A 24,153-nucleotide genomic window follows, 5' to 3' on the forward strand; every position below is an offset into this window, starting at 1 on the left:
CGGCGCCACGCGGACGCCGCTGTTTTATCGATGAATGTGTCGGCGTGTCAGCCGCGCTTCATTTCGTCGAGCGCGAGATTGAGCTTCAGCACATTCACGCGCGGCTCGCCGAGCACGCCGAACTGGCGCCCGGTCGTATAGCGCTCGACCAGCGCCTGCACGTCGTTCGCCGCGAGGTGACGCGCCTGCGCGACCCGTTCGACCTGGTAGGCGGCCGCCGCCGGACTGATCTCGGGGTCGAGCCCGCTGCCCGACGAGGTGACCAGATCGACCGGCACCGGCTTCGACATGTCGGTGCCCGCTGCCTTCAGCGCGGCGAGCCGGCCCTTGATCTCGTCGAGCAGCGCCGGATTGTTCGGCCCGAGGTTCGAGCCGCCCGAGCTTTGCGGGTTGTACGGCATCGGCGTCGTCGCCGACAGCCGGCCCCAGAAGTATTGCGGCGCGTCGAACTGCTGGCCGATCAGCGTCGAGCCGACCACCTTGCCGTTCTGCTCGATCAGGCTGCCATTGGCCTGCTCGTGAAACGCCGCCTGGCCGAATGCGGTCATCACCGCGGGATAAGCGAGTCCGGTGATCGCGGTCAGCACCGCGAAGATCACGATCAGCGGACGAAACAGATTTTTCATGATGGGTCTCTTTCCCTTTTCATCAACGGGTCATTGCGTGCTCAAACCCAGCCGAACGCGGCCAGCACCATATCGATCAGCTTGATGCCGATGAACGGCACGATGATCCCGCCGAGACCGTAGATCAGCAGATTGCGGCGCAGCAGGATCGCCGCGCCGAGCGCGCGATAGCGCACGCCCTTCAGCGCGAGCGGAATCAGCAGCACGATGATCAGCGCGTTGAAGATCACCGCCGACATGATCGCGGAGGCCGGCGTCGCCAGATGCATCACGTTCAGCGCATTGAGCGCCGGATACGTCGTCGCGAACGCGGCCGGAATGATCGCGAAGTATTTGGCGACGTCGTTGGCGATCGAGAACGTGGTGAGTGAGCCGCGCGTCATCAGCATCTGTTTGCCGATCTCGACGATCTCGATCAGCTTGGTCGGGTTCGAATCGAGGTCGACCATGTTGCCGGCCTCTTTCGCTGCCTGCGTACCGGTGTTCATCGCGACCGCGACGTCGGCCTGCGCGAGCGCGGGCGCGTCGTTGGTGCCGTCGCCGGTCATCGCGACCAGACGCCCTTCGGCCTGGTGCGCGCGAATCGTCGCGAGCTTCGTTTCCGGCGTGGCCTCGGCGAGGAAGTCGTCGACGCCCGCTTCGGCCGCGATCGCGGCGGCGGTCAGGCGGTTGTCGCCCGTCACCATCACGGTCTTGATGCCCATCTTGCGCAACTCGGCGAAGCGCTCCTTGATACCGCCCTTCACGACGTCCTTCAGCTCGATCACGCCGAGTACGCGCGCGCCCTGCTCGCCCTTCTCGGCAACCACCAGCGGCGTGCTGCCGCGGCGCGCGACTTCGGCAACCGCATTGCTGACTTCGGTCGGGAAACGGCCGCCGTTCGCTTCGACGTAGTGCTTGACCGCGTCGGCCGCGCCCTTGCGGATTTCGCGGCCGTGCGTCCCCGGCGGCGTCCCTGCCGGCGACAGATCGACGCCGCTCATGCGGGTCTGCGCGGTGAACGCGAGAAACACCGCGTGCAGCGAGGCCATGTCGCGTTGACGGATATTGAAGCGCTGCTTCGCGAGTACGACGATGCTACGGCCTTCCGGCGTTTCGTCGGCAAGCGACGACAACTGCGCGGCATCGGCGAGCGCTTCTTCCGTCAGACCCGGCGCCGGCAGAAACTGCGACGCCTGGCGGTTGCCGAGCGTGATCGTGCCGGTCTTGTCGAGCAGCAGCACGTCGACGTCACCGGCCGCTTCGACGGCGCGGCCCGAGGTCGCGATCACGTTCGCCTGCATCATGCGGCTCATGCCGGCCACGCCGATCGCCGACAGCAGCCCGCCGATCGTCGTCGGGATCAGGCACACGAGCAGCGCGACGAGCGCGGTAATCGTCACCACGTGGCCCGCCTTGGCGGCCTCGACGGAGAACATCGAGAACGGCAACAGCGTCGCGGTGGCGAGCAGCATCACGATCGTCAGCGCGACGAGCAGGATGGTCAGCGCGATTTCGTTCGGCGTCTTCTGACGCTTCGCGCCTTCGACCATCGCGATCATGCGGTCGAGGAACGCCTCGCCAGGATTGGCCGTGACGCGCACGACGATCCAGTCCGACAGCACGCGCGTGCCGCCCGTCACCGACGAAAAGTCGCCGCCCGACTCGCGGATCACCGGCGCCGATTCACCGGTGATCGCCGATTCGTCGACCGACGCGACGCCGTCGATCACTTCGCCGTCGGCCGGAATCACGTCGCCGGTCTCGACCAGCACGACGTCGCCGCGACGCAGATCCGACGCGGTCATGATGCGGATCGGCGACTTCGGATGCGGCTCGTTGAGCTTCTTGGCCATCACGTCTTTCTTCGCGCTGCGCAGCGATGCGGCCTGCGCTTTCGAGCGGCCTTCGGCGAGCGCTTCCGCGAAGTTCGCGAACAGCACCGTGAACCATAGCCACAGCGAGACCGCGAGAATGAAGCCCGCGGGCGCCTCGGCCTGACCGCCGAGCGCGGCGATCCACAGAATGGTGGTCAGAATGCTGCCGACGTACACGCAGAACATCACCGGGTTGCGGAACTGCGTGCGCGGCGTGAGCTTTTTAAAGGAGTCCACGATCGCCGGGCGCAGCAGCGCCGGGTCGAACATGGACCGCGTAGCGTTATGTTCAGTCATTGAATCCTCGAATATCCTGGTGCGCTTGCAGGCTTGCTCCGTGCAAGCGCCTGTTCGTTCGTTCGCGGCCGCGCGTCACTGCACGCCGATCATCATCAGATGCTCGACGCCTGGACCGAGCGCGAGCGCCGGGACGTAGGTCAGCGCGCCAACCAGCAGCACCGTGCCGAGCAGCAGCACGACGAACAGCGGTCCATGGGTCGGCAGCGTGCCGCCGGTCACGCCGATGCGTTTCTTCGCGGCGAGCGAGCCGGCGATCGCCAGCACCGGCACGATGGTGCCGAAGCGGCCGAACCACATCGCGATCGCGGTGAGCCAGTTATAGAACGGCGTATTCACCGACAGACCCGCGAACGCGCTGCCGTTGTTGTTCGCGACCGAGCTGAACGCGTAGAGGATTTCGGAGAAACCATGCGCGCCGGGGTTCGAGATGCCGGCCTTGCCCGCATCGGTCAGCACCGCGATCGACGTACCGACCAGCACGAGCAGCGGCGTGAGCAGCACGACGATCGACACCATCTTCATCTCGTACGCCTCGATCTTCTTGCCGACATACTCGGGAGTACGTCCGATCATCAGTCCCGCGACGAACACCGCGAGCATCGCGAACACGAGCATCCCGTACATGCCGGAGCCGACACCGCCGAAGATCACTTCGCCGAGTTGCATCAGCAGCATCGGGTACAGGCCGCCGATCGGCGTCAGCGAATCGTGCGTGTTGGCGACCGCGCCGCACGACGCCGCCGTCGTCGCGACCGTGAAGATGCCCGACTGCGCGATGCCGAAGCGCGTTTCCTTGCCCTCCGCATTGCCGCCCGCCTGCAGCGCGCTCGCCGACTGGTCGACGTTCAGCGCGGTGAACGCCGGGTTGCCGCTCTGCTCGGCGCTGATCTCGCCGAACACGCAGACGCCGAACGCGATCGTCATCGCCGCGAGCACGGCCACACCCTGGCGGCGGTCGCCGATCACGCGGCCGAACACGAGTGCAAGCGCGGCCGGAATGATCAGGATCGAGAAGATCTGCAGGAAGTTCGAGAACGGCGTCGGGTTCTCATACGGATGCGCGGAATTGCCGTTGAAGAAGCCGCCGCCGTTGGTGCCGAGCATCTTGATCGCTTCCTGCGACGCAACCGGACCCATCGCGAGCGTCTGCGTCTTCACCTGGGTGTCGACCGTCACCGGGTTGCCCTTCGCGTCCTTGACCGGATTGCCTTGCGCGTCGAGCTTCGGCGCGGCGTAGGTAGTGGTCTGCAGCGTCGGCACGTCCTGATAGGCCTTGAAGTTCTGGATCACGCCCTGGCTCATCAGCAGCGCCGCGATAATCGCCGCCATCGGAATCAGCACGTACATCGTCACGCGCGTGATATCGACCCAGAAGTTGCCGATCGTCTGCGCGGTATGACGCGCGAAGCCGCGAATCAGCGCGATCACGACGACGATGCCGGTCGCCGCCGACAGGAAGTTCTGCACGGTCAGACCGAGCATCTGCGTCAGATAGCCGACGGTCTGCTCGGGGGTGTAGTCCTGCCAGTTCGTGTTGGTCACGAAGCTGACCGCGGTGTTGAACGCGCTGTCGACCGACATCGCGCCGAACTGCTGCGGATTACCCGGCAGCCAGCCCTGCACACGCAGCAACACATACAGGAAAGCCACGCCGAGCACGTTGAACGCAATCGTCGCGATCGCGTAGCGTTTCCAGCCCATTTCCTGAGCAGGATCGACACCCGCGATGCGGTACAGCAGCCGTTCGAGCGGCGCGCCGAAGCGCACGACGCGCGAGCTGCCGTCCATCACGGCGCCGAGATAGCTCGCCACCGGCACGGCGGCGGCCAATAGCACGACGATAAACAGACTCGCCTGCAGGACATCGTTCGCGTTCATTCAATGTCCTCCGCGCGCAGCAGCGCATACACGAGATAAATGAAGAGCAGCGCGGTGGACGCGCCGGAAAGCCACAGAATCCAGCTCATGAGCGCTCTCCCTGCCCACGACGGAACTGCATCAGCTTCTCGCAGCCGCCAATCAGCCCAAAGGTCAGCGCGGCGAATACCACGAGCCCCCCGACATACAGCAGATCCATTTTTCTTCCCCATTTACGGATTTTGGATAGACGCAACGGTATGCCGATCCGCCTAAACGGCTGGTCAAAGATGGGCGGGTGCGCGTAAAAATCGCGTAAACGGGAAAGGCCGTTTCATCTCGCGATGAAACGGCCTTTTAGGTGACGCGGATCTCAGCCGGAGGCCGCGCTATGGCTTTCAGGGTTTTACGGCAGCAGGATCGTCGAGCCGGTTGTGCGCCGTCCTTCGAGGTCTGCATGCGCCTGCCCGACGTCAGACAGCGCATGGCGCTGATTGATGCTGGTCTTGACCTTGCCGGAAGTCAGCACGTCGAACAGCTCGGCCGACATCGCCTCGTAGTCGCTGCGCTTCGCGATATAGGTGAAGAGCGTCGGGCGCGTAAAGAACAGCGAGCCGCGCCCGGCGAATTCCGACGAATCGATCGGCGGCAGCGGACCCGACGCGTTGCCGAAGCTCACGAACAGGCCGAGCGGCGCGAGGCAGTCGAGCGACTTTTCGAAGGTGTCCTTGCCGATCGAATCGTAGACGACCGGCACGCCCGCGCCATGGGTGATCTCGCGTACGCGCTTCGTGAAGTTCTCGCGCGTATAGACGATCGGGTGATCGCAGCCGTGCGCCTTCGCGATCTCGGCTTTCTCATCGGAGCCGACCGTGCCGATCACCGTCGCGCCGAGCGCCTTCGCCCACTGGCACACGAGCAGACCGACGCCGCCCGCGGCGGCCTGAATCAGAATCGTGTCGCCGGCCTTCACCTGATACGTGCGGCGCAGAAGATACTGCGCGGTCAAGCCTTGCAGCATCACCGACGCGGCCTCTTCGTCACTGACCCCATCGGGCAGCTTGACGACCTGCGCGGCCGGCAGCACGCGCTCCTGCGCATAGGCGCCCGGCGGCCGCGCGACATACGCGACGCGATCGCCGATCTTCAGACCGGTCACGCCCGAGCCGACCGCGCTGACCTCGCCGGCCGCTTCCATGCCGAGCCCGCCCGGCAGCGGCAGCGGATACAGACCGGTGCGGAAATACACGTCGATATAGTTGAGGCCGACCGCCGTCTGGCGGATTCGGATCTCGCCCGCGCCGGGCTCGCCCACCTCGACGTCGACCCATTTCATGACTTCGGGGCCGCCGGTTTTATCGAATCGGATTGCCTTGACCATCATGTCTCCTTTATCTCTCTGGATGGTTGTCTGAATGCCGGTGCGGATCTCCGCGCCGCGAGGCGCGCTTACGCCTTGCCGGTGAGACGCAGGGTCAGCACGTCGAGCACCATGCGCGCGGTCGAGATGTTCGTCGCGCACGGAATGTTGTGGACGTCGCAGGCGCGCACCAGCGCATTGATGTCCGGCTCGTGCGGCTGTGGCGTCATCGGGTCGCGCAGGAAGATCACCATGTCGACGCGCCCTTCGGCGAGCTGCGCGCCGATCTGCAGGTCGCCGCCGTGCGGCCCCGACAGCATGCGCTCGACCGTGAGGCCGTGCGCGTCGCTGATGCGTCCGCCGGTCGTGCCGGTCGCGACGATCTCGCAGCGCGCGAGCGTGTCGACGTATTCGCCGGCCAGTTTGACGATGTCGTCCTTCTTGTGATCGTGCGCGATCAGCGCAATGCGGGTGGTCATGACGTAAGAGTCCTCAAACCGTGGTGACAGTCGTTGTTGTGGTGATGGGTTCAGTTCGCGCGCGGCTCAGAACGTGCCGGGGTAAGCGCCGCCGTCGATCAGCCAGTTCTGACCGGTGATATAGCCCGCGTGCACGCTGCACAGGAACGCGCAGGCGCGGCCGAATTCGTCGCGATTGCCGAAGCGGCCGGCCGGGATCGTTTTCATGCGCTGCTTGCGCGCTTCGTCGACGGAAATGTTGGCGTTCTTCGCTTGCGCCTCGAACGTGACGGCGATGCGGTCGGTATCGAACAGCCCCGGCAGCAGGCTGTTGATCGTCACGCCGGTCGGCGCGACCTTGCGCGCGAGTCCCGCGACGAAGCCGGTCAGCCCCGAGCGCGCACCGTTCGACAGACCGAGCACGTCGATCGGCGCCTTCACCGCCGAGCTCGTGATATTGACGATGCGCCCGAAGCCGCGCGCGCTCATCGTGTCGATGGTCTGACGGATCAGCTCGATCGGCGTCAGCATGTTGGCTTCCAGCGCGCGGATCCAGTCCTCGTGCGTGAAGTTGCGGAAGTCGCCCGGCGGCGGGCCGCCCGCGTTGTTGACCAGAATATCGGGCTGCGGGCACGCGGCGAGCGCGGCGGCGCGCCCTTCGGGCGTGGTGATGTCGCACGCCACCGTCTTCACCTCGACGCCGCTCTGCTGGCGGATTGCCTCGGCGGTCGCTTCGAGCGTCTCGGCGGTGCGCGCGACGATCGTCAGGTTGACGCCCTCGGCGGCGAGCGCTTCGGCGCAACCCCGCCCCAGCCCCTTGCTCGCCGCGCAAACGAGCGCGGTACGTCCTGCGATTCCCATGTCCATGTCTGTGTCCTCGTGGCGAAGTTTCCCCGATTCTAGAAGAATCGGTGCCGGACTGTGCCGCGCCGTTGCAATCTCAGGTATCGCCGGGCGGCACTCTTTCGGTAAACTTGCGCGGTGGCGCGCTTTTCGTCTCTTCGGCCTGCCCTCGGGGTGCGGATGAAGCTAAACGACAGGCGTGCCGAACCGATCCACCTTGCCGCCGCGCGCGAGCCCGCCATGACCCAGGACAGCCGTTTCCCCAATCTTTTCATCCTCGATCACCCGCTGATCCAGCACAAGCTGTCGCATATGCGCGACCGGGACACGTCGACGCGCACGTTCCGCGAGCTGCTGCGCGAAATCACGCTGCTGATGGGCTACGAAATCACCCGCAACCTGCCGATGACCACCCGCCGCATCACCACGCCGCTCGTCGAGATCGACGCGCCGGTGATCGCCGGCAAGAAGCTCGCGATCGTGCCGGTGTTGCGCGCGGGCGTCGGCATGTCGGACGGGCTGCTCGAGCTGGTGCCGTCGGCGCGTGTCGGCCACATCGGCGTGTATCGCGCGGAGGACCATCGGCCGGTGGAATACCTGGTGCGGCTGCCGGACCTCGAAGACCGCGTGTTCATCCTGTGCGATCCGATGGTCGCGACCGGCTACTCGGCCGTGCACGCGGTCGACGTGCTCAAGCGCCGCAACGTCGCCGCGGAGAACATCATGTTCCTCGCCCTCGTCGCCGCACCGGAGGGCGTGCAGGTGTTCCAGGACGCGCACCCGGACGTGAAGCTGTTCGTCGCGTCGCTCGATTCGCATCTGAACGAGCACGCGTACATCGTGCCGGGTCTCGGCGACGCGGGCGACCGCCTGTTCGGCACGAAGAACTGACGCGCAGGGCCCGCGGGAGGCAGCCAGGCGACGCCGCTGCCTCGCGACCGGCCTTGCTTTCGACCGAATCCCGCTGACCCGGCGACACATCCGCGCCCCCGCGGTTTCATTTTCGCGTCGATTTCCTTGCGTTGGCGCCCGTTTTCGCCCCGCGGCCCCCTCTGCCGCACCCGCGCGGCGTGATAAAATTCGAATCCGCTCGACGAGCGGCCCGACCCGCACGATCACTCGCACCACCGTCTGCCATTCCGACTGGCGCACCATGCCTTCGCATCAGGTCATGCGGCGCCTGGCCGCGCAAGCTGCCCGCCCCCACCGCGCTGCGGCCCCGCCCGGCCGGCCATGCATGAACCGGCTTGCGCCACCCGGCGGGCAAGCGTGGAACGGCGTGCGGGAACAGCCCGGTTCAGATCGGCGGCAGGCGTGGCCGCCCCGGCGGGCCAACACGAGCGGCCGGCAGCCTTTCACCTGACGGTTTGACATCGAGGCGCAACACGCGAGGCGCCCGACATCGCAACGACAATTGCACTATGCGTGCGCCCCGCTGGCGCGCGCGACGGAGAAAAGTATGGCGGGTCATTCGAAATGGGCCAACATCAAGCATAAGAAAGCAGCGGCCGATGCCAAGCGCGGCAAGGTCTGGACGCGGCTCATCAAGGAAATCCAGGTCGCGGCCCGTCTGGGCGGCGGCGAAATCGACTCGAACCCGCGTCTGCGGCTCGCCGTCGACAAGGCGTACGACGCCAACATGCCGAAAGACAACATCAACCGCGCGATCCAGCGCGGTGTCGGCGGCGCGGACGGCGCGAACTACGAAGAAATCCGCTACGAAGGCTACGGCATCGGCGGCGCGGCCGTGATCGTCGACACGATGACCGACAACCGCACACGCACGGTCGCGGAAGTGCGTCACGCGTTCTCGAAGAACGGCGGCAACATGGGCACGGACGGCTCGGTGTCGTTCATGTTCGATCACGTCGGCCAGTTCCTGTTCGCGCCCGGCACCGCCGAAGACGCGCTGATGGAAGCCGCGCTCGAAGCGGGCGCCGACGACGTCCAGACCAACGAAGACGGCAGCATCGAGGTGCTGTGTCCGCCGAACGATTTTTCGATGGTGAAGACGGCGCTCGAAGCGGCGGGCTTCAAGGCCGAACTGGCCGAAGTCACGATGAAGCCGCAGAACGAAGTCGAATTCACCGGCGACGACGCCGTGAAAATGCAGAAGCTGCTCGACGCGCTGGAAAATCTGGACGACGTGCAGGATGTCTATACGAACGCGTCGATCGCCGACGAGTGATGGCGTTGGACGCGGGGCCGTTTGCCCTTGCTGTCGATGGTTTATTGCACGGCTGAGCACACCGCTCGGCCGTTTATGGTTTTCAAGTCTCGGGGATTCACATGAAGTTACTCGTCGTCGGTTCCGGCGGTCGCGAACATGCGCTCGCATGGAAGCTCGCGCAATCGCCGCGGGTCCAGCTCGTCTACGTCGCGCCGGGCAACGGCGGCACCGCTCAGGATGAGCGTCTGCTCAACATCGACATCACCGAGCCGGCCGCGCTCGCGGATTTCGTCGAAAAAGAGCAGATCGCGTTCACGCTGGTCGGGCCGGAAGCGCCGCTCGCGGCAGGCATCGTCAACCTGTTCCGCTCGCGCGGTCTGAAGATCTTCGGGCCGACCAAAGAGGCCGCCCAGCTCGAAAGCTCGAAGGACTTCGCCAAGGCGTTCATGAAGCGCCACGGCATTCCGACCGCCGAATACGAAACCTTCGCCGACGCCGCCGCCGCGCACGCGTGTCTGGACGCCAAGGGCGCGCCGATCGTGATCAAGGCCGACGGCCTCGCCGCCGGCAAGGGCGTGGTGGTCGCGCAGACGCTGGAAGAAGCGCACGCCGCGGTCGACATGATGCTGTCGGACAACAAGCTCGGCGACGCCGGCGCACGCGTCGTGATCGAGGAATTCCTCGCCGGCGAGGAAGCGAGCTTCATCGTGATGGTCGACGGCAAGCACGTGCTCGCGCTTGCGTCGAGCCAGGATCACAAGCGTCTGCAGGACGGCGACCAGGGCCCGAACACGGGCGGCATGGGCGCCTACTCGCCCGCGCCGATCGTCACGCCGCAACTGCACGCGCGCGTGATGCGCGAAATCATCCTGCCGACCGTGCGCGGCATGGAGAAGGAAGGCATCCGCTACACCGGCTTCCTGTACGCGGGACTGATGATCGACGCGCAAGGCAACCCGAAGACGCTCGAATTCAACTGCCGCATGGGCGACCCCGAAACGCAGCCGATCATGGCGCGTCTGAAGGGCGACTATTCGAAGGTGGTCGAACACGCGATCGCCGGCACGCTGGATACCGTCGAGCTCGAATGGGACCGCCGCACCGCGCTCGGGGTCGTGCTCGCCGCGCACAACTATCCGGACACGCCGAGAAAGGGCGACCGCATCAACGGCATTCCCGCCGAAACCGCGGATTCGGTCACGTTCCACGCCGGCACCACGCTGACGGACGGCAAGCTGACCACCTCGGGCGGGCGTGTGCTGTGCGTCGTCGGTCTGGCGGATTCGGTGCGCACCGCGCAGGCGGCCGCCTATGAAACGATCAACCAGATCTCGTTCGACGGGATGCAGTATCGCCGCGACATCGGCTATCGCGCGCTGAATCGCAAGCACGACGGCAAGTAAGCGGCGCTGGCGGCGGCGCGCACGACAGTGCGCGGCCTCCAGCGCACTATCGGCGCCTCGGAGCGCCACGGCGCGGGCGCGCTACACGACGCGCGCTACACTGTATCTTTCGCGCTGGTCGCGACACACGGGCACGGAGCCCACGGATCGACTGAAGCGGCAAGCCGCCGCTCTACATCCGCCTCCGGCTCCCGCACGATCCACATGAGCGGTCCGAGCGCGCAGACACCCAGCCCGGTGCGAACGCGGCCATTGCCCTCTTTCGAAGAACCCGCGGCACGACGAGCGTGCCGCCCTCAGCACCTGCATTCATGAGCAATTCGAGCTACGACGCACAAGCCGTGCGCAGCTGGCTGCAAGGCCTGCAATCGCAGATCGCGGACACGCTCGGCGCCTTCGACGGCACCGCGTTCGCGACCGACGCGTGGCAACGCGCGCCCAGCGAGAAGCTGCGCGGCGGCGGCGTCACACGAATTCTCGAAGGTGGGCAGTTCTTCGAGCGCGCGGGCATCGGCTTCTCGGACGTCGCGGGCGACGCGCTGCCGGGCTCGGCAAGCGCCGCGCGGCCGCAACTCGCCGGGCGCGGCTTCGAGGCGATGGGCGTCTCCCTCGTGCTGCATCCGCACAATCCGCACTGCCCGACCGTGCACATGAACGTGCGCCTGCTGGTCGCGACGAAGGAAGGCGAAGAGCCGGTGTTCTGGTTCGGCGGCGGCATGGACCTGACGCCGTACTACGGCTACGAGGAAGACGCGCGGCATTTCCATCAGGTGTGCCGCGACGCGCTCGCGCCGTTCGGCGCGGACCTGTACCCGCGCTTCAAGCGCTGGTGCGACGAGTATTTCTTCCTGAAGCACCGCAACGAGCCTCGCGGCATCGGCGGAATATTCTTCGACGATTTCTCGGAGCCGGGCTTCGACGAGTCGTTCGCGATGCTAAAAAGCGTCGGCGAGGGCTTTCTTAAGGCGTACCTGCCGATCATCGAGCGGCGCCGCAACACGCCGTACGGTGAAGCCGAGCGCGCGTTCCAGGCCTACCGGCGCGGCCGCTACGTCGAATTCAATCTGGTCTTCGACCGTGGCACACTGTTTGGACTGCAGAGCGGCGGACGCACCGAATCGATCCTGATGTCGATGCCGCCCGCGGTGAACTGGCGCTACGACTGGCAACCCGAGCCGGGCACGCCGGAAGCGCGTTTGTACAGCGATTTCCTCGTGCCGCGCGAGTGGGTATGACGCGGCGCCGGTCCCGCTTACGGTCACGACAAAGGATCCTCACCTGAAGCCGAACGCTCACCCTGTCGCCCTGCCTCGCCGGATCGGTCTGCTAGGCGGCACTTTCGATCCGATCCACGACGGCCACCTCGCGCTCGCGCGACGGTTCGCCGACGTATTGCGGCTGACGGAGCTGGTACTGCTGCCGGCCGGCCAGCCGTGGCAGAAAACCGACGTCTCGCCCGCCGAGCATCGACTCGCCATGACGCGCGCGGCCGCCGCCTCGCTCGCCCTGCCGGGCGTCACGGTGCGCGTCGCAACGGACGAAATCGAGCACGAAGGCCCCACCTACACGGTCGACACGCTGCGGCGCTGGCGAGAACGCGAAGGCGAGAACGCATCGATCACGCTGTTGATCGGCGCCGATCAACTGGTGCACCTCGACACGTGGCGCGAGTGGCAGCGTCTGTTCGAGCTCGCGCATATCGGCGCGGCCACGCGGCCCGGCTTCGATCTCGCATCGATCGCCCCCGCGGTCGCCCATGAAATCGCCGCGCGCCGGGCGCGCGCCGAGGTACTGCAGGGCACGCCCTGCGGCCATCTACTGATCGACACGACTCTCGCATTCAACGTGTCGGCCACCGACATTCGCGCGCATCTGCGCGAGCAGGTCAACCAGCGGCTCGCCCACGCGGGTGCGGGCAGCGCATTACAGGATCAGGCCGCGAGTCATGTCCCCACCGCGGTGTGGGACTATATTCTTCAACATCATCTGTACCACCGGTAACTCCATGGATATTCGCAAACTGCAGCGCGTGATCGTCGACGCTCTCGAAGACGTCAAGGCGCAAGACATCAAGGTGTTCAACACCACCCATCTGACCTCGCTGTTCGATCGCGTGATCGTCGCGAGCGGTACCTCGAACCGGCAAACCAAAGCGCTCGCGTCGAGCGTGCGCGAAGGCGTGAAGGAAGCCGGCGGCGAGATCATCAGCACCGAGGGCGAGGACATCGGCGAATGGGTGCTGGTCGATTGCGGCGACGCGATCGTCCACATCCTGCAGCCGGCGCTGCGCCAGTACTACAACCTCGAAGAGATCTGGGGCGACAAGCCGGTGCGCATCAAGCTGTCGACGCCGAATCCGTTCGGCGGCGCGCACGCGAGCGAATCCGACGACGAGGAAGAAGAGGAAGCGCCGGCCGCCACGCCCGCGCGCAAAACCTCGGCGCGTCGCAAGTAAGCCGGACGTGCCAGCCACCTCACCGCTCCTTGTTCCGCGATGAAACTGCACATCCTGGCCGTCGGCCACAAGATGCCGGACTGGATCGCGACCGGCTTCGACGAGTACGCGAAGCGCATGCCGCCGGAGTTGCGCATCGAGCTGCGCGAGATCAAGCCGGAGCAGCGCTCGTCGGGACGTTCGGCCGAAAGCGTGATGGCCGCCGAACGGCAGAAGATCGAAGCCGCGTTGCCGAAGAACGCACGCATCGTCGCGCTCGACGAGCGCGGCAAGGACTGGACCACGATGCAGCTCGCGAGCGCGTTGCCCGGCTGGCAGCAGGACGGCCGCGAAGTGGCCTTTCTGATCGGCGGCGCGGACGGGCTCGATCCCGAGCTGAAGGCGCGCGCCGACATGATGCTGCGCGTGTCGAGCCTCACGCTGCCGCACGCGATGGTGCGCGTGCTGCTGGCCGAACAGCTTTACCGCGCGTGGACCATCACGCAAAATCATCCCTATCATCGCGCGTGAGTGCTTGAGCGAGGCGCGACGACAGCTGGCAACCCTTCGTTGCTGAAGCTGCGTCGCGGGTGCTCTGCTCGCTGCGCCTGAACGTGTCGCTGCCACCTTGCGCCATGTGTGGGCTCGGGTCGATGCGTGCGCGCATCGATCGCTTCACCGCATCGACGCCGCCCTGCACACTAACGCGCAGCCGCCCGCGTTCACGGCCCTCACGCGATCCGTTTCCCGCTCCATCGAGACCCGTTCATGCCCACGCCCTCCGCTTCGCTGCATCCGTTCGTCTACCTGGCCTCCCAAAGTCCGCGCCGCCAGGAGCTGCTGCAACAGCTCGGCGTGCGTTTCGAATTGCTGCTGCCGCGCCCCGATGAAGACGCCGAAGCGCTCGAAGCCGAACGGCCTGGCGAACCTGCGCGCGACTACGTGCAGCGTGTGTGCGTCGCGAAGGCGCATGCGGCGCGCGCGCGACTGGTCGACGGCGGCCACGCGGCACGACCGATCCTCGTCGCCGACACCACCGTCACGATCGACGATGCGATTCTCGGCAAGCCCATCGATGCCGACGATGCCGTCGCCATGCTCACACGCCTCGCGGGCCGCACGCACGAAGTGCTGACCGCGCTCGCCGTGATCGACGCCGACGGCACGCTGCTGCCCGCCGCGCTGTCGGTCTCGAAGGTGCGTTTTGCTGCAGTGCACGCAGACGCGCTGCGCCGCTATGCGGCGAGTGGCGAGCCGCTCGGCAAGGCGGGCGCTTATGGCGTGCAGGGACGCGCGGCGGAGTTTATCGAGCATATAGATGGGTCCTATTCGGGTATCATGGGTTTGCCGCTTTTTGAAACCGCTGCCCTCCTGCGTGCAGCGCGCATCGACTTCTAGAACAACACCATGAATGAAGAAATCCTGATCAATGTCACGCCGCAGGAAACGCGCGTCGCGCTCGTCCAACAGGGCGCCGTCCAGGAACTTCATGTCGAACGAACGCTGTCGCGTGGGCGCGTCGGCAATGTCTATCTCGGCAAGGTCGTGCGTGTGCTGCCGGGCATGCAATCGGCGTTCATCGACATCGGCCTCGAACGCGCCGCGTTTCTTCATGTCGCCGACATCTGGCATCCGCGCATTGCCGGCGAAGCGCAGCATCAAACACCGCATCAGCCGATCGAAAAGATCGTCTTCGAAGGCCAGACGCTGATGGTGCAGGTCGTCAAGGACCCGATCGGCACGAAGGGCGCGCGGCTGTCCACGCAAGTGAGCATCGCCGGGCGCACGCTCGTGTATCTGCCGCAAGAGCCGCACATCGGCATCTCGCAGAAGATCGAAAGCGAAGCCGAGCGCGAGGCCGTGCGCGCGCGTCTGACCGCCGTGCTGCCCGCCGATGAAAAAGGCGGCTACATCGTGCGCACGATCGCCGAGGATGCGACGAGCGAAGAGCTCGCCGGCGACGTCGCGTATCTGCGCAAGACGTGGGCGACGATTCTGTCGCAGGGGCAGCGCATGCCGCCCACCAGCCTGCTCTACCAGGATCTGAATCTCGCGCAGCGCGTGCTGCGCGATTTCGTCAACGATGAAACGTCGCGCATCCAGGTCGATTCACGCGAGACGTATCAGATGCTCGCCGATTTCGCGGCCGAGTTCACGCCGGCGGTATCGTCGAAGCTGCACCACTACACCGGCGAGCGGCCGCTGTTCGACCTGTACAACATCGAGGCCGAGATCCAGCGTGCGCTGTCGCGTCGCGTGGACCTGAAGTCGGGCGGCTACCTCGTCATCGATCAGACCGAGGCGATGACGACGATCGACGTGAACACCGGCGGGTACGTCGGCGCACGCAACTTCGACGACACGATCTTCAAGACCAACCTCGAAGCCGCGCATACGATCGCGCGGCAACTGCGGCTGCGTAATCTGGGCGGCGTGATCATCATCGATTTCATCGATATGGAAAACACCGAGCATCGCGACCAGGTGCTGGGCGAGTTGAAGAAGGCGCTGTCACGCGATCGCACGCGTGTGACCGTCAATGGATTCTCGCAGCTCGGGCTCGTCGAGATGACGCGCAAGCGGACGCGCGAATCGCTCGCGCATGTGCTGTGCGAGCCTTGCCCGGTTTGCCAGGGCAAGGGGCAGGTGAAGACCTCGCGGACGGTTTGCTATGACGTGTTGCGCGAGATTCTGCGCGAGTCGCGGCAGTTCAATCCGCGCGAGTTTCGCGTGGTCGCTTCGCAGCAGGTGATCGATCTGTTTCTCGAGGAGGAGTCGCAGCATCTGGCGATGCTGATCGACTTCATCGGCAAGCCAGTGTCGTTGCAGGTGGAGTCGAATTTGAGTCAGGAGCAGTACGACATTGTTTTAATGTAGGCTAATTGACGTTTATCCACATTCATCAAGAATCGCCCAAAGCCAACCCCGCCGACAAAGTGCGCAAGGTCACAACGCGGCGAGACTGGACGATGCGCGAGCGTCTCCGGGACTACCGCGCCCTCGCGCTGTGTGAGATGGCCGGCAGCACACAGCGCAGCTATGAACGGAACCTGAAGCGCATCGAGAACGGCATGGGCGCCATGTCGGTTCAATCGGTCGCCCCGGCTGATGTCGTGGCGCAGATCTAGCGCGTGAAGGCCGGATGGGTCGAACTGTTCACCCTGTGGTGCGCGCTGCGCGGCGTGTTCAAACATGCAACGGGCAAAAAGGTCATCGTGGCCAGCCCGTGCGCCCGCATCCAGTTCGAGGCGATCATCGGCAAGCGGCCGGAGGTTCGCAAGCGGCTGATGCCGACCGACGAAGAAATCCAAGTCCTGACCCATGCCGCGATGAGCGAAGAAAACCGCTTGTCCGTCTGCATCCTGCTTGCAACCAGTGTTCGCGCTTCTGAACTGTTCACCGCTCAACGGGCCGATGTCTTTCTCGATGAGGCTCGTTGGCATATCCCTGCTAGCAAACCGGGCCTGCAATGGATATCCCAAAAACATAGCCTCCCTGCGATCTGCTAGCTTTACGCCGTCAGAAGCGACAGGACCTCGCAATGGGCGGCACTGAACTGAAAACAGATTCGTTTCAACGGTGGATGATGTACAGCAAGGACGCCTACGGGAGCGGGCGCATCTTTCTCACTACCGAGCAAAAACAGGCAGTTGAAGAGGGCAAGAAGTTCGCGCAACGCGCATACGCCGATGTATGGGCGAAAGATGCCACGCTAGTGCAGCGCGTCCGCTCGTTCCTTGGGCAGCACTTCTACTGGCACGACCGGCTTGTGAAGACCGGCACCGCCCTTGAAGTGATAGAAACCCTGCAGTCGATGATTCGTGGTGAGAGCGTGGTACTCATTGCCGAGCAATCGCGGACAGGTGGCGCGGTGACCGCGCCAACGTCAAAGCTCCAACAGCTCCCCAGCTTTCGCGAATCGTTGATGACCAGTTACGCGATGTCATACGATGCTGCGACGGCCTACATCGACCGCTATAACGACATGGTGGCCCGCGTTAATGCGGTTGCGGACCGCTATGCGAACGCGGCCGCTTCGTCACTGACCGCCGCCGCGGGCGATCTGATGGAAACTGCTACGCCGCTCGGCGATGCACAACCGTTCGAGTTTGGCGACAATCCTCTCGATGCCTCCACTTTCGATTTGGCGGCCACACCCAATACAGGTGGGCCGGGCTGGTATACCAATCCCGGCAGTGGGCAAATGCGTCTCTTCGGCAGCAATGGCTATCCCGTTGTTGATTTTGACTTTGACCACGACCATGGGCAGGGTATCCCACACGCTCACAACTGGGACTCAATACCCGGAGCCAAATTTCCGGTTAGAGGCCCCGGGGTCGCTTTCTCCCCTCTATGATTTATTCAAACTGACAGACTATGCAAATATCATCTCGCGGCTACCACGACGCCGAACTCTCTGGCGCGGCCTATTCGCGCGCCAATGCATCCGCATTGCTCAATTTCGAACTCGAAAACGGTGATTCTGCACAACTGCTGTTCTCTGGGGTCCAAGCTCTGCGGATCAATGACTACGGCTTGCAAAATGTAGTCTCGCGTCTTCTCATTTCGCCGTCGTACACCTTTTCGATCGCTGAGATCAACGAATACATTTCGTGGGCGCATAGCAAGCACGACTACAAGGCCTCGTTCTCTGATGAAGAAGTTAGAGAGATATGGACCTCGGTCAAGCGCGGCCGACTCGCACTGTTTGTTTTGGAACCCTCTGTCGGCGCTGAGATTGTGATCTTGTGCGAACGTGCGCTAGAGGCGAAGAAGGCGGACGAGAACCCCTAAGGTTTCAGTACCCTGTCAACGTATATGCTGGGCGGGCTTCCCCTCTTGGAAGAGATATCAATGGCCGATCTTGACTGGATAAACTATTCCGGCGTAGTTACGGGTGCTACCGGTGCATTGACTGGCATCGCCGGCGCGATCATGGGTGTCGTCAGTATCCGGAGAACCACCCAGATCAAGGCGTTGGATCTACGATTGGAATTGAGGAAAGCGAGTGCTGACCTATGTCACCTTTTCCGTGGCCTGCGAGAGCTAATCGATGAGGCGGACAGGTCGAGAGTTCGGGTGTTGGACGTCACAGGGGGAACCACGCGGCGAAACAGAGCCACGGGGCGAGACATCATAGTACCTAGCGCACGGGACGTTTGGTCCGATCAAGTTAACGCCGACCGCGCAAAGGTTGGCGAACTGGAGGCACTGATGCCAGACACTAAGGCGGGGTACGCCGGCCTTCCGCATGAGACGCTAGAGACCAAGCTGGTTGAGGTCCATTCGCTACAAACTCAAGTCTCTGCGCTTGCCGAAAAGTATAAGGCTGCCTTGGCCAAGGACGACAACACCAGGAGAGAAATCGCGCGAGCTCGGCAGGTACTGTGGCGATAGCCGCATGTACGCGTTGAGTGCCATTTTTATCTTTGGTGGGTCGGTTGGTGGGTAGCACCATCAAGCACACTGGAAACCCCTGTCGCACCTAGATAATTGGCGGACACCGCCGCAGTCGCAGACAAGTCCCGCCAGAGCGATCCGCACGGGCTCAATTGTTTCAGGGAGACAACGAGATGAAACCTGCTGCCTTGGGTGCCACGAAAACTGAGGGCTCATCCTTCTGACGGACGATGCGAAAGCTTTGGAATGCTGGCCTTGCTTTGAAGACTTCTACACTAACTCTCGACGCGACCACCTTTGCAGCAACATCGCGCGGGCTGGCGCTGCATCTAGAGCCGAGAATGACTTCGCGCAGCGTAATGTGCGGTTCGAAATTAAGATAATACTTACCGTCCTCTGAATCGCGTGTTTGCAGATCGCAAAACATACGCCACTCCCTCTCGTAGGACCAGTCTCGAAATTTCGTTGTCAGAATGGCGCGCATCTGCTGTTCGATCAGTGGTTGACCGGCACCGACGTGTTCAAGTAGTCCACTAAGCCGTTTCGACTGATAGTTGACTTGGTGCACTTCAGCCCCTATGACATCAAAGCCAAGACAAACACCTTTGTGCTTGTCCCCGTAGTGAGCCCACATGACCGGACTGTCCCAAACCTTGCTCGTGCACAGCATTCCGATAGTCCGCGTCCAATGGTCATGAAGGATCTTAAAAGCCCGTCGCGCTTTCGCTTCGCCTACTGATGCGCCTAGTAGTTCGAATGGATCGTTCGATTCGCTTATTGTCGAAAGCTTAAACCGCTGCTCCTGCAAAATCTTTTCGGCCCATCGTTGCTCGGTCAAGTAGTAAAGGCGCATGTCTTAGACCCGGTTTGGTTGCAGGTAATACGCGACGCACGCCCGAATTCTCCGATAACTTTCAACTTTCGGCAAAACCGTTCCCAGTGATCCTCGATCATTTGCAGCGCACCACTGATGGGTAGCTAGATGGGTAGCTAGCACGAACAATCAGGCACATTTCTGGCCAAAACCCTTACTGCATAAGGATTTCACGGATTGCACAGGAACAATACGACATTGTTTTAATGTAGGGTAATTGACGTTTATCCACATTGATCGCCGCACAATGGAAGCGCGCCGCTGATGGGTAGCTAGCAGCGGCATTACTCTGAAGTGCGATCGACATGGCGAAGATTCAGACCAACTTCCTCACCGACATTCAGATCCGCAAGTGGATTCGCGCCGGTTCACCTGTCGCAAAGTCGGACGGCGGCGGGCTCACATTTACTGTGTCGGCTGCCGGCGACAGGAAGTGACGCTCGGGCGATACCCGGATATGTCTCTGTCCGCCGCACGGTTGAGCGCGAGCAACCGGATCGCTGGCCAGAACTCGGCTGGGACGGAAGTATCCGACCCGAGCCGCCACCTCAGCATATCGAGCGCGCAGAACGTGTTCTCGTCGAAGCTGTCGCCTTCGCAGAGAAAGTGCAACCTACCGTCACGATACAGGTCAATGTCGTCGCCGATGAGTCTGGCATCGAAGCCGAGGATGCTAGCCGCTTGAGTTACTCGCTGCTCGAGTCCGGCCAGCGAGAAGCCGAACTCCTGCGCGCCGTCAAACTGAGCGAACAGTGCGTCGGTTGACAAATCAGCGCCGCGTCTGTCAACCGCGCTCGGTTTTGTCAACTGATGCGCTGCGTGGCACGCAGAAACCGCACCTCTGCCTAGACCTTTGTGGCAAGAATCAGAACCCCAGTTTTGCCCTGTACCTGATGGACAAAAGCACCCTGTCCTTGAAGGATGACTTGCAGCGCCGAAGTGGCGGAGTCGAGCGAGGCAATCCCGCTGACCCCCTGGCCTGGATATGCGCATCCCCCGGTGGTATTGAAATTCACCGCGACATCGTAGACATACCCCGTCGAGTCCGGCTTGATCGTTCCGGTGAATGTGCATCCGCTTGCGCCCGTTCCGGTGAGATTGCCCGTCGCGTCCACGGTCATCGATACCGTGTCCGTGCCTGTCAGAACGATCAATGTTCCGTTGTATTGACCTTGGACCGTAGCCAGGCTTGGCGTCACGTCAAAGGTGGCATCGTAGGGCGCGACGAACGTCGTTGTGGCCGTGGCGCCCGTTATGGTCCCGCTGATCGACATCTTTGGAGAATAGGTGCCAGTGATGTTGATAGCGCTCGCCAATGCCGACGTGAGATTGTAGTCCGTCCCATCGCCGGAGCTAATTGTCCCGCCGGATGTCACAAGTCTGCCGATCAATGCACCATTGACGACTGACGGGTCACCCTGGCGGGAGTAAAGGGCGTAGTAAAGGTTGTTCGCCAGGATTGTCGTAGTGAGCGTTCGGTTGTCCGAGGTCGTTCCGATGTAGCGCCCCTGCGCGCTCGTGGCAGAGACGGTGGGGGTCGATGCTGGTGCCGGTCCGGACGCCGGCGTTGTCGCGCCAGCACTGCCGTCGCCACCGCCACCGCCACCGCCGCCTCCGCCACACGCGCTGAGCAGGAGTGCTACAGCGGCTATTATGGAAACGTTTCCTTCCTTCATTGAGTTTCTCCGGACCTTCAGTGGCGAATCCAGTTTAAGTGCGAAAAACCAACCCTAGTCCAGTTTGGTGATGATCGAAGGGGCTGACTGAATGAAGGTTGTTCGATCATCAATCACGACGCCGGCGCTTCGGCACCCTCGTTTGCGGGATCGTCGTCGGTTTCGTCATCTGTGCGCCCTTTGAGGATAGTACGCCGCCGAAGCGGCGTACTATGTCGAGCAATCCCGCGCCCGATCGGGCTCGCCGTTTCTGATTCAGTCCCACCCGGTTATTGGCGACAGTCCTATTCTGTTGCTGGCAACCATAGACCCCTCGTACCGGTATAGGTGCGTGGGGTTTTTCTATTTGGCCCATAGCAAAACGAAAAAGCCCCACCAGAATGAAGGCGGCCCTCTCTCAGATGTCGCATTCCGAGAAGCTGACGTTTGAATTTATCGTACCGGTCGAGACGCTCATGATGTACCACAGCGAGCCCAGCGTGAGAATCGGAGACACCCACGGGCTATCATGCTGGTCATTCGATACAGCAGCCACGAAGGAAAGAATCTTGCCCCTAACCGAATTGGCCGCCGGATATACCGTAAAGTTACCAGTGGCTCCCGTGGTTGAAAGCTGCGTCGCGATTGTGCCACGCACTTGCTTTGCGTTGCCGGGGAGATTCGTAAAAGCTTGAACCGTTGGCGTCACGGTGGTCGTGGTCGCCCCAAATAGCGACTGCCCCGCCACGACGTGTGTACGATCGACCACGCTGACCGGTGCAATCATGCTCGATGCAATAATTAGGCATGCAATAAGGCCTGATGCCGTGTAGCCGGACGGCATATGCGAGCCACTGTAGAAATTCGAAAAGACCGTGGTTATTGTCGAATTCGCTTGTCCGAGGATCGCCTGGGTTCCGGCAGTCGGATTGTAGATGGCATAGACGCCAATCACGCCCGAGGTCGGCATCGTACAGGTGTCCAAACCATTCGCCGGAAATACCGTGCACGGAAGCACAGCCGGGGATGACCAGCATGAAAAAGCCGACCCACGATGGTCGGCTTCTTCATTGGCTCGAGTATCCCAAAAACATAGCCTCCCGATGATCTGCTAGGTTTACGCCGCGCATTGAATGGCCGATCAATGTTCGATGCAGCCAACGTTATATGCGGGCGTGCGTCGCAAACGAACGTTGCGCGAGGGGATGAAAACGAAGCCAACAACGACGAGCAGATTTCATGCAAAAGTGCGATAACACAAGGTGTCCGGTTTGTTACCCGAACTGGAAAGAGGAGGAGGCTGCTGCAAAAAAGCGCGCCGAAGACGATAAGCAGGACTGTATCGACTGCTGGCGCTTCTATCAGAAGAAGGCCGAGGCCATCGTAACCGTTGACGATCCGATCGCACGCAACCGGCGTATCAACGCGGCCTACGCGCAATTGTGGTTGGACGATCACCGCTTCCAGTGGGCCGGGCTCGCGGCTTTCGCGTCAAAGCAGGTTGGCTGCGGGCTACTCAACGCCGCCGAGATGAACGGCAAATCGGCTTCGGACGCTGCTGCCAATTTGAGCAAGGTAACGAGTGTCGGCCCTGCTGCATGGATGATGGCCTACGGGGCACCGTCTGCGGCGGGTGCTGCGACCGCTGAAGGCGCTGCCAAGGTCTATCAGATGCTGGCGAAGGGCAACACGGCGTTGTTTCTCGATATCTGGCCGCTGCACATGTTCTACAAGCGGTTCGGCTTGCAGAGGTTTGAGCGCTGTCTGCCTGAACGAACGTCATTGAGGGGAAGCGTCGTCTGGCCAATTGCGGATTCTGTGGCGTTTGGGGTTCCCACTCTGGAAATCCATCAAGGATTTGAGGCGATCGACAGCGGCAATATCTCAAAGGGTGTCGAAATTCTTGCCAGGCACGAGCAGATCAACATCCTGCAACCGGCCATGTACGATGACCCCGCATTTGCCATGCTGATGCGCACCAACCAGTTCGCGTGGGCGCTGAATATCCCGACCGGATCGGCGCGGGAAATCCAGTTGGCGCTAGTCAATCAGTGCACCGTTACAGGAGCGAACGCGCGAATCGAGTTGTTTAGCAGGGAACCGCTCGCCAACCTCGCTGACCCACGCCAACGGATGGCGTTTGTACTGCGCGCAGCCGAGCGTTTCGACCAACTGCTACATCATCCACTTCAGAAATACGACGTCGAAAACTCCATCTTTCTAATCGCGCACCCGAGGTAGTCATGCAGCGTCGAAATATCAGATGGCTCGGGTATCTGTCATGCGCATTGATCGGCTGCGCAATCGCATGGGGTATCTACGCGATGACAAGGCCCGTCGACGAAGTCGTGCTGACGCTCGGTGAACCGTACGAGCAGGTGCGCAAGCAATCCCGGTCAACCCTGCCTGCTGTCGAGCCCGGCGCAAATTGGGGGGGCGTAATCATCCGCCCCGCAAGGCTGCGCTTTGTCGATAGTCGGTTCGGGTTCTCAGCCCCCAAAGCGAAGTTCATGATGGTCAGCTATGACGAACACGGCAGGGTCAACGGTGTAACGATGTCGCCACAGGTTGAAACGTTGCCGCTGGACGACACGATGGCGGTCCTCACTGACTTGCAAAATCAACTCCGGCGTGGGGGATGGCGGTTGATCCGTGCCGCAGATAATCCAGCAATCACAGACACACCCGCTATGCGGGAGGCAATTCGGTCGCGTGCTGATCCGATAAGCTATTGGTTAGCCGACGACAAATATCAGGTCATTCTCGACGTTCGCCGCTTCATCCACGAGAACCGCCCGAACGACGAGCGCTACTTGATTACTTTACGATTAAGCCCCCCTTTTATAAAGGACCGGCCGGACGAATAGCCCGCACTAAGAGATGCCAGGCATGGGTCATCTGCGTTCATATCGCGGCG

27 protein-coding genes are annotated in these 24,153 nt (G+C 62.7%); 15 read left to right on the forward strand and 12 right to left on the reverse strand.

The window, feature by feature from the left end; all coding sequences use genetic code 11:
• Positions 1-47 precede the first annotated feature (47 nt).
• From kdpC to CI15_RS08680, 8 genes are all read right to left on the reverse strand, one after another.
• Positions 48-626: a potassium-transporting ATPase subunit KdpC gene (kdpC, locus tag CI15_RS08645; protein ID WP_062126381.1), complete on the reverse strand. Its 579-nt coding sequence runs from the start codon at positions 624-626 to the stop codon at positions 48-50.
• Between the two features lie 41 nt (positions 627-667).
• The gene (gene kdpB, locus CI15_RS08650) at positions 668-2,779 is read right to left on the reverse strand and encodes a potassium-transporting ATPase subunit KdpB (protein WP_062126385.1); all 2,112 of its coding nucleotides are present in this window, start codon (positions 2,777-2,779) and stop codon (positions 668-670) included.
• A 75-nt stretch (positions 2,780-2,854) separates the two neighbouring features.
• A complete protein-coding gene (gene kdpA / locus CI15_RS08655; protein WP_062126388.1) occupies positions 2,855-4,660 on the reverse strand; it encodes a potassium-transporting ATPase subunit KdpA in 1,806 nt (601 codons plus the stop codon).
• On the reverse strand, positions 4,657-4,749 hold the full coding sequence (gene kdpF / locus CI15_RS08660) for a K(+)-transporting ATPase subunit F (RefSeq protein WP_062126391.1): 93 nt from the start codon (positions 4,747-4,749) through the stop codon (positions 4,657-4,659). Before kdpF ends, kdpA begins: the two co-directional genes overlap by 4 nt.
• A complete protein-coding gene (locus CI15_RS08665) occupies positions 4,746-4,859 on the reverse strand; it encodes a hypothetical protein (RefSeq protein WP_062126394.1) in 114 nt (37 codons plus the stop codon). The genes kdpF and CI15_RS08665 overlap by 4 nt, the downstream gene beginning before the upstream one ends.
• 186 nt (positions 4,860-5,045) lie before the next feature.
• Positions 5,046-6,020, reverse strand: a complete 975-nt coding sequence (locus CI15_RS08670; RefSeq protein WP_062126406.1) for a quinone oxidoreductase family protein — start codon at positions 6,018-6,020, stop codon at positions 5,046-5,048.
• A gap of 68 nt (positions 6,021-6,088) precedes the next feature.
• A complete protein-coding gene (locus tag CI15_RS08675; protein ID WP_062126409.1) occupies positions 6,089-6,478 on the reverse strand; it encodes a methylglyoxal synthase in 390 nt (129 codons plus the stop codon).
• A 66-nt stretch (positions 6,479-6,544) separates the two neighbouring features.
• On the reverse strand, positions 6,545-7,324 hold the full coding sequence (locus tag CI15_RS08680) for an SDR family oxidoreductase (RefSeq protein ID WP_062126412.1): 780 nt from the start codon (positions 7,322-7,324) through the stop codon (positions 6,545-6,547).
• A 216-nt stretch (positions 7,325-7,540) separates the two neighbouring features.
• On the opposite strand from CI15_RS08680, the gene upp reads away from it, so the two are divergent.
• From upp to CI15_RS08745, 13 genes are all read left to right on the forward strand, one after another.
• The gene (upp, locus tag CI15_RS08685; RefSeq protein WP_062126416.1) at positions 7,541-8,191 is read left to right on the forward strand and encodes a uracil phosphoribosyltransferase; all 651 of its coding nucleotides are present in this window, start codon (positions 7,541-7,543) and stop codon (positions 8,189-8,191) included.
• 568 nt (positions 8,192-8,759) lie between these two features.
• Positions 8,760-9,488, forward strand: a complete 729-nt coding sequence (locus CI15_RS08690; RefSeq protein ID WP_062126419.1) for a YebC/PmpR family DNA-binding transcriptional regulator — start codon at positions 8,760-8,762, stop codon at positions 9,486-9,488.
• A gap of 101 nt (positions 9,489-9,589) precedes the next feature.
• The gene (gene purD / locus CI15_RS08695) at positions 9,590-10,873 is read left to right on the forward strand and encodes a phosphoribosylamine--glycine ligase (protein ID WP_062126422.1); all 1,284 of its coding nucleotides are present in this window, start codon (positions 9,590-9,592) and stop codon (positions 10,871-10,873) included.
• Between the two features lie 311 nt (positions 10,874-11,184).
• A complete protein-coding gene (gene hemF, locus CI15_RS08700) occupies positions 11,185-12,108 on the forward strand; it encodes an oxygen-dependent coproporphyrinogen oxidase (protein ID WP_062126425.1) in 924 nt (307 codons plus the stop codon).
• A 43-nt stretch (positions 12,109-12,151) separates the two neighbouring features.
• Positions 12,152-12,874: a nicotinate-nucleotide adenylyltransferase gene (locus CI15_RS08705; protein WP_062126428.1), complete on the forward strand. Its 723-nt coding sequence runs from the start codon at positions 12,152-12,154 to the stop codon at positions 12,872-12,874.
• 4 nt (positions 12,875-12,878) lie between these two features.
• Positions 12,879-13,328 (forward strand): ribosome silencing factor, encoded by a 450-nt coding sequence (gene rsfS, locus CI15_RS08710; protein ID WP_062126432.1) that lies wholly within the window; start codon positions 12,879-12,881, stop codon positions 13,326-13,328.
• A gap of 39 nt (positions 13,329-13,367) precedes the next feature.
• Positions 13,368-13,838 carry a 23S rRNA (pseudouridine(1915)-N(3))-methyltransferase RlmH gene (rlmH, locus tag CI15_RS08715; protein WP_062126435.1) on the forward strand — a complete coding sequence of 157 codons (471 nt, stop codon included), beginning with the start codon at positions 13,368-13,370 and terminating at the stop codon, positions 13,836-13,838.
• A gap of 237 nt (positions 13,839-14,075) precedes the next feature.
• Positions 14,076-14,705 (forward strand): Maf family protein, encoded by a 630-nt coding sequence (locus tag CI15_RS08720; RefSeq protein ID WP_062126439.1) that lies wholly within the window; start codon positions 14,076-14,078, stop codon positions 14,703-14,705.
• Between the two features lie 9 nt (positions 14,706-14,714).
• Complete coding sequence (gene rng / locus CI15_RS08725; RefSeq protein ID WP_062126442.1) at positions 14,715-16,184, forward strand: ribonuclease G; 1,470 nt, start codon at positions 14,715-14,717, stop codon at positions 16,182-16,184.
• A 5-nt stretch (positions 16,185-16,189) separates the two neighbouring features.
• Positions 16,190-16,435: a hypothetical protein gene (locus tag CI15_RS08730; RefSeq protein WP_062126445.1), complete on the forward strand. Its 246-nt coding sequence runs from the start codon at positions 16,190-16,192 to the stop codon at positions 16,433-16,435.
• Between the two features lie 3 nt (positions 16,436-16,438).
• Positions 16,439-16,816: a site-specific integrase gene (locus CI15_RS08735; protein WP_062126447.1), complete on the forward strand. Its 378-nt coding sequence runs from the start codon at positions 16,439-16,441 to the stop codon at positions 16,814-16,816.
• A gap of 32 nt (positions 16,817-16,848) precedes the next feature.
• Positions 16,849-17,664 carry a hypothetical protein gene (locus CI15_RS08740; RefSeq protein ID WP_062126450.1) on the forward strand — a complete coding sequence of 272 codons (816 nt, stop codon included), beginning with the start codon at positions 16,849-16,851 and terminating at the stop codon, positions 17,662-17,664.
• A gap of 20 nt (positions 17,665-17,684) precedes the next feature.
• Complete coding sequence (locus CI15_RS08745) at positions 17,685-18,101, forward strand: hypothetical protein (protein WP_062126453.1); 417 nt, start codon at positions 17,685-17,687, stop codon at positions 18,099-18,101.
• Positions 18,102-18,864: 763 nt separating this feature from the next.
• Here the strand turns inward: CI15_RS08745 and CI15_RS08755 are convergent.
• The 4 genes from CI15_RS08755 to CI15_RS36455 all read right to left on the reverse strand — a co-directional run bounded on the left by CI15_RS08755 (position 18,865) and on the right by CI15_RS36455 (position 22,206).
• Positions 18,865-19,560, reverse strand: coding sequence for a DUF2971 domain-containing protein (locus CI15_RS08755; protein WP_062126459.1), 696 nt, complete (start codon positions 19,558-19,560; stop codon positions 18,865-18,867).
• A 426-nt stretch (positions 19,561-19,986) separates the two neighbouring features.
• A complete protein-coding gene (locus CI15_RS38185; protein WP_062126462.1) occupies positions 19,987-20,349 on the reverse strand; it encodes a hypothetical protein in 363 nt (120 codons plus the stop codon).
• A 77-nt stretch (positions 20,350-20,426) separates the two neighbouring features.
• Positions 20,427-21,257: a hypothetical protein gene (locus CI15_RS08765; RefSeq protein ID WP_062126464.1), complete on the reverse strand. Its 831-nt coding sequence runs from the start codon at positions 21,255-21,257 to the stop codon at positions 20,427-20,429.
• Positions 21,258-21,654: 397 nt separating this feature from the next.
• The gene (locus tag CI15_RS36455) at positions 21,655-22,206 is read right to left on the reverse strand and encodes a hypothetical protein (RefSeq protein WP_153041088.1); all 552 of its coding nucleotides are present in this window, start codon (positions 22,204-22,206) and stop codon (positions 21,655-21,657) included.
• A 269-nt stretch (positions 22,207-22,475) separates the two neighbouring features.
• Between CI15_RS36455 and CI15_RS08775 the strand changes: the two genes are divergently transcribed.
• Positions 22,476-23,477 carry a DUF2515 family protein gene (locus CI15_RS08775; protein WP_062126470.1) on the forward strand — a complete coding sequence of 334 codons (1,002 nt, stop codon included), beginning with the start codon at positions 22,476-22,478 and terminating at the stop codon, positions 23,475-23,477.
• A 2-nt stretch (positions 23,478-23,479) separates the two neighbouring features.
• On the forward strand, positions 23,480-24,103 hold the full coding sequence (locus CI15_RS08780; RefSeq protein WP_062126473.1) for a hypothetical protein: 624 nt from the start codon (positions 23,480-23,482) through the stop codon (positions 24,101-24,103).
• Positions 24,104-24,153 lie beyond the last annotated feature (50 nt).

It is taken from the genome of Paraburkholderia monticola (genome assembly GCF_001580545.1).
Classification (GTDB): Bacteria; Pseudomonadota; Gammaproteobacteria; order Burkholderiales; family Burkholderiaceae; genus Paraburkholderia; species Paraburkholderia monticola.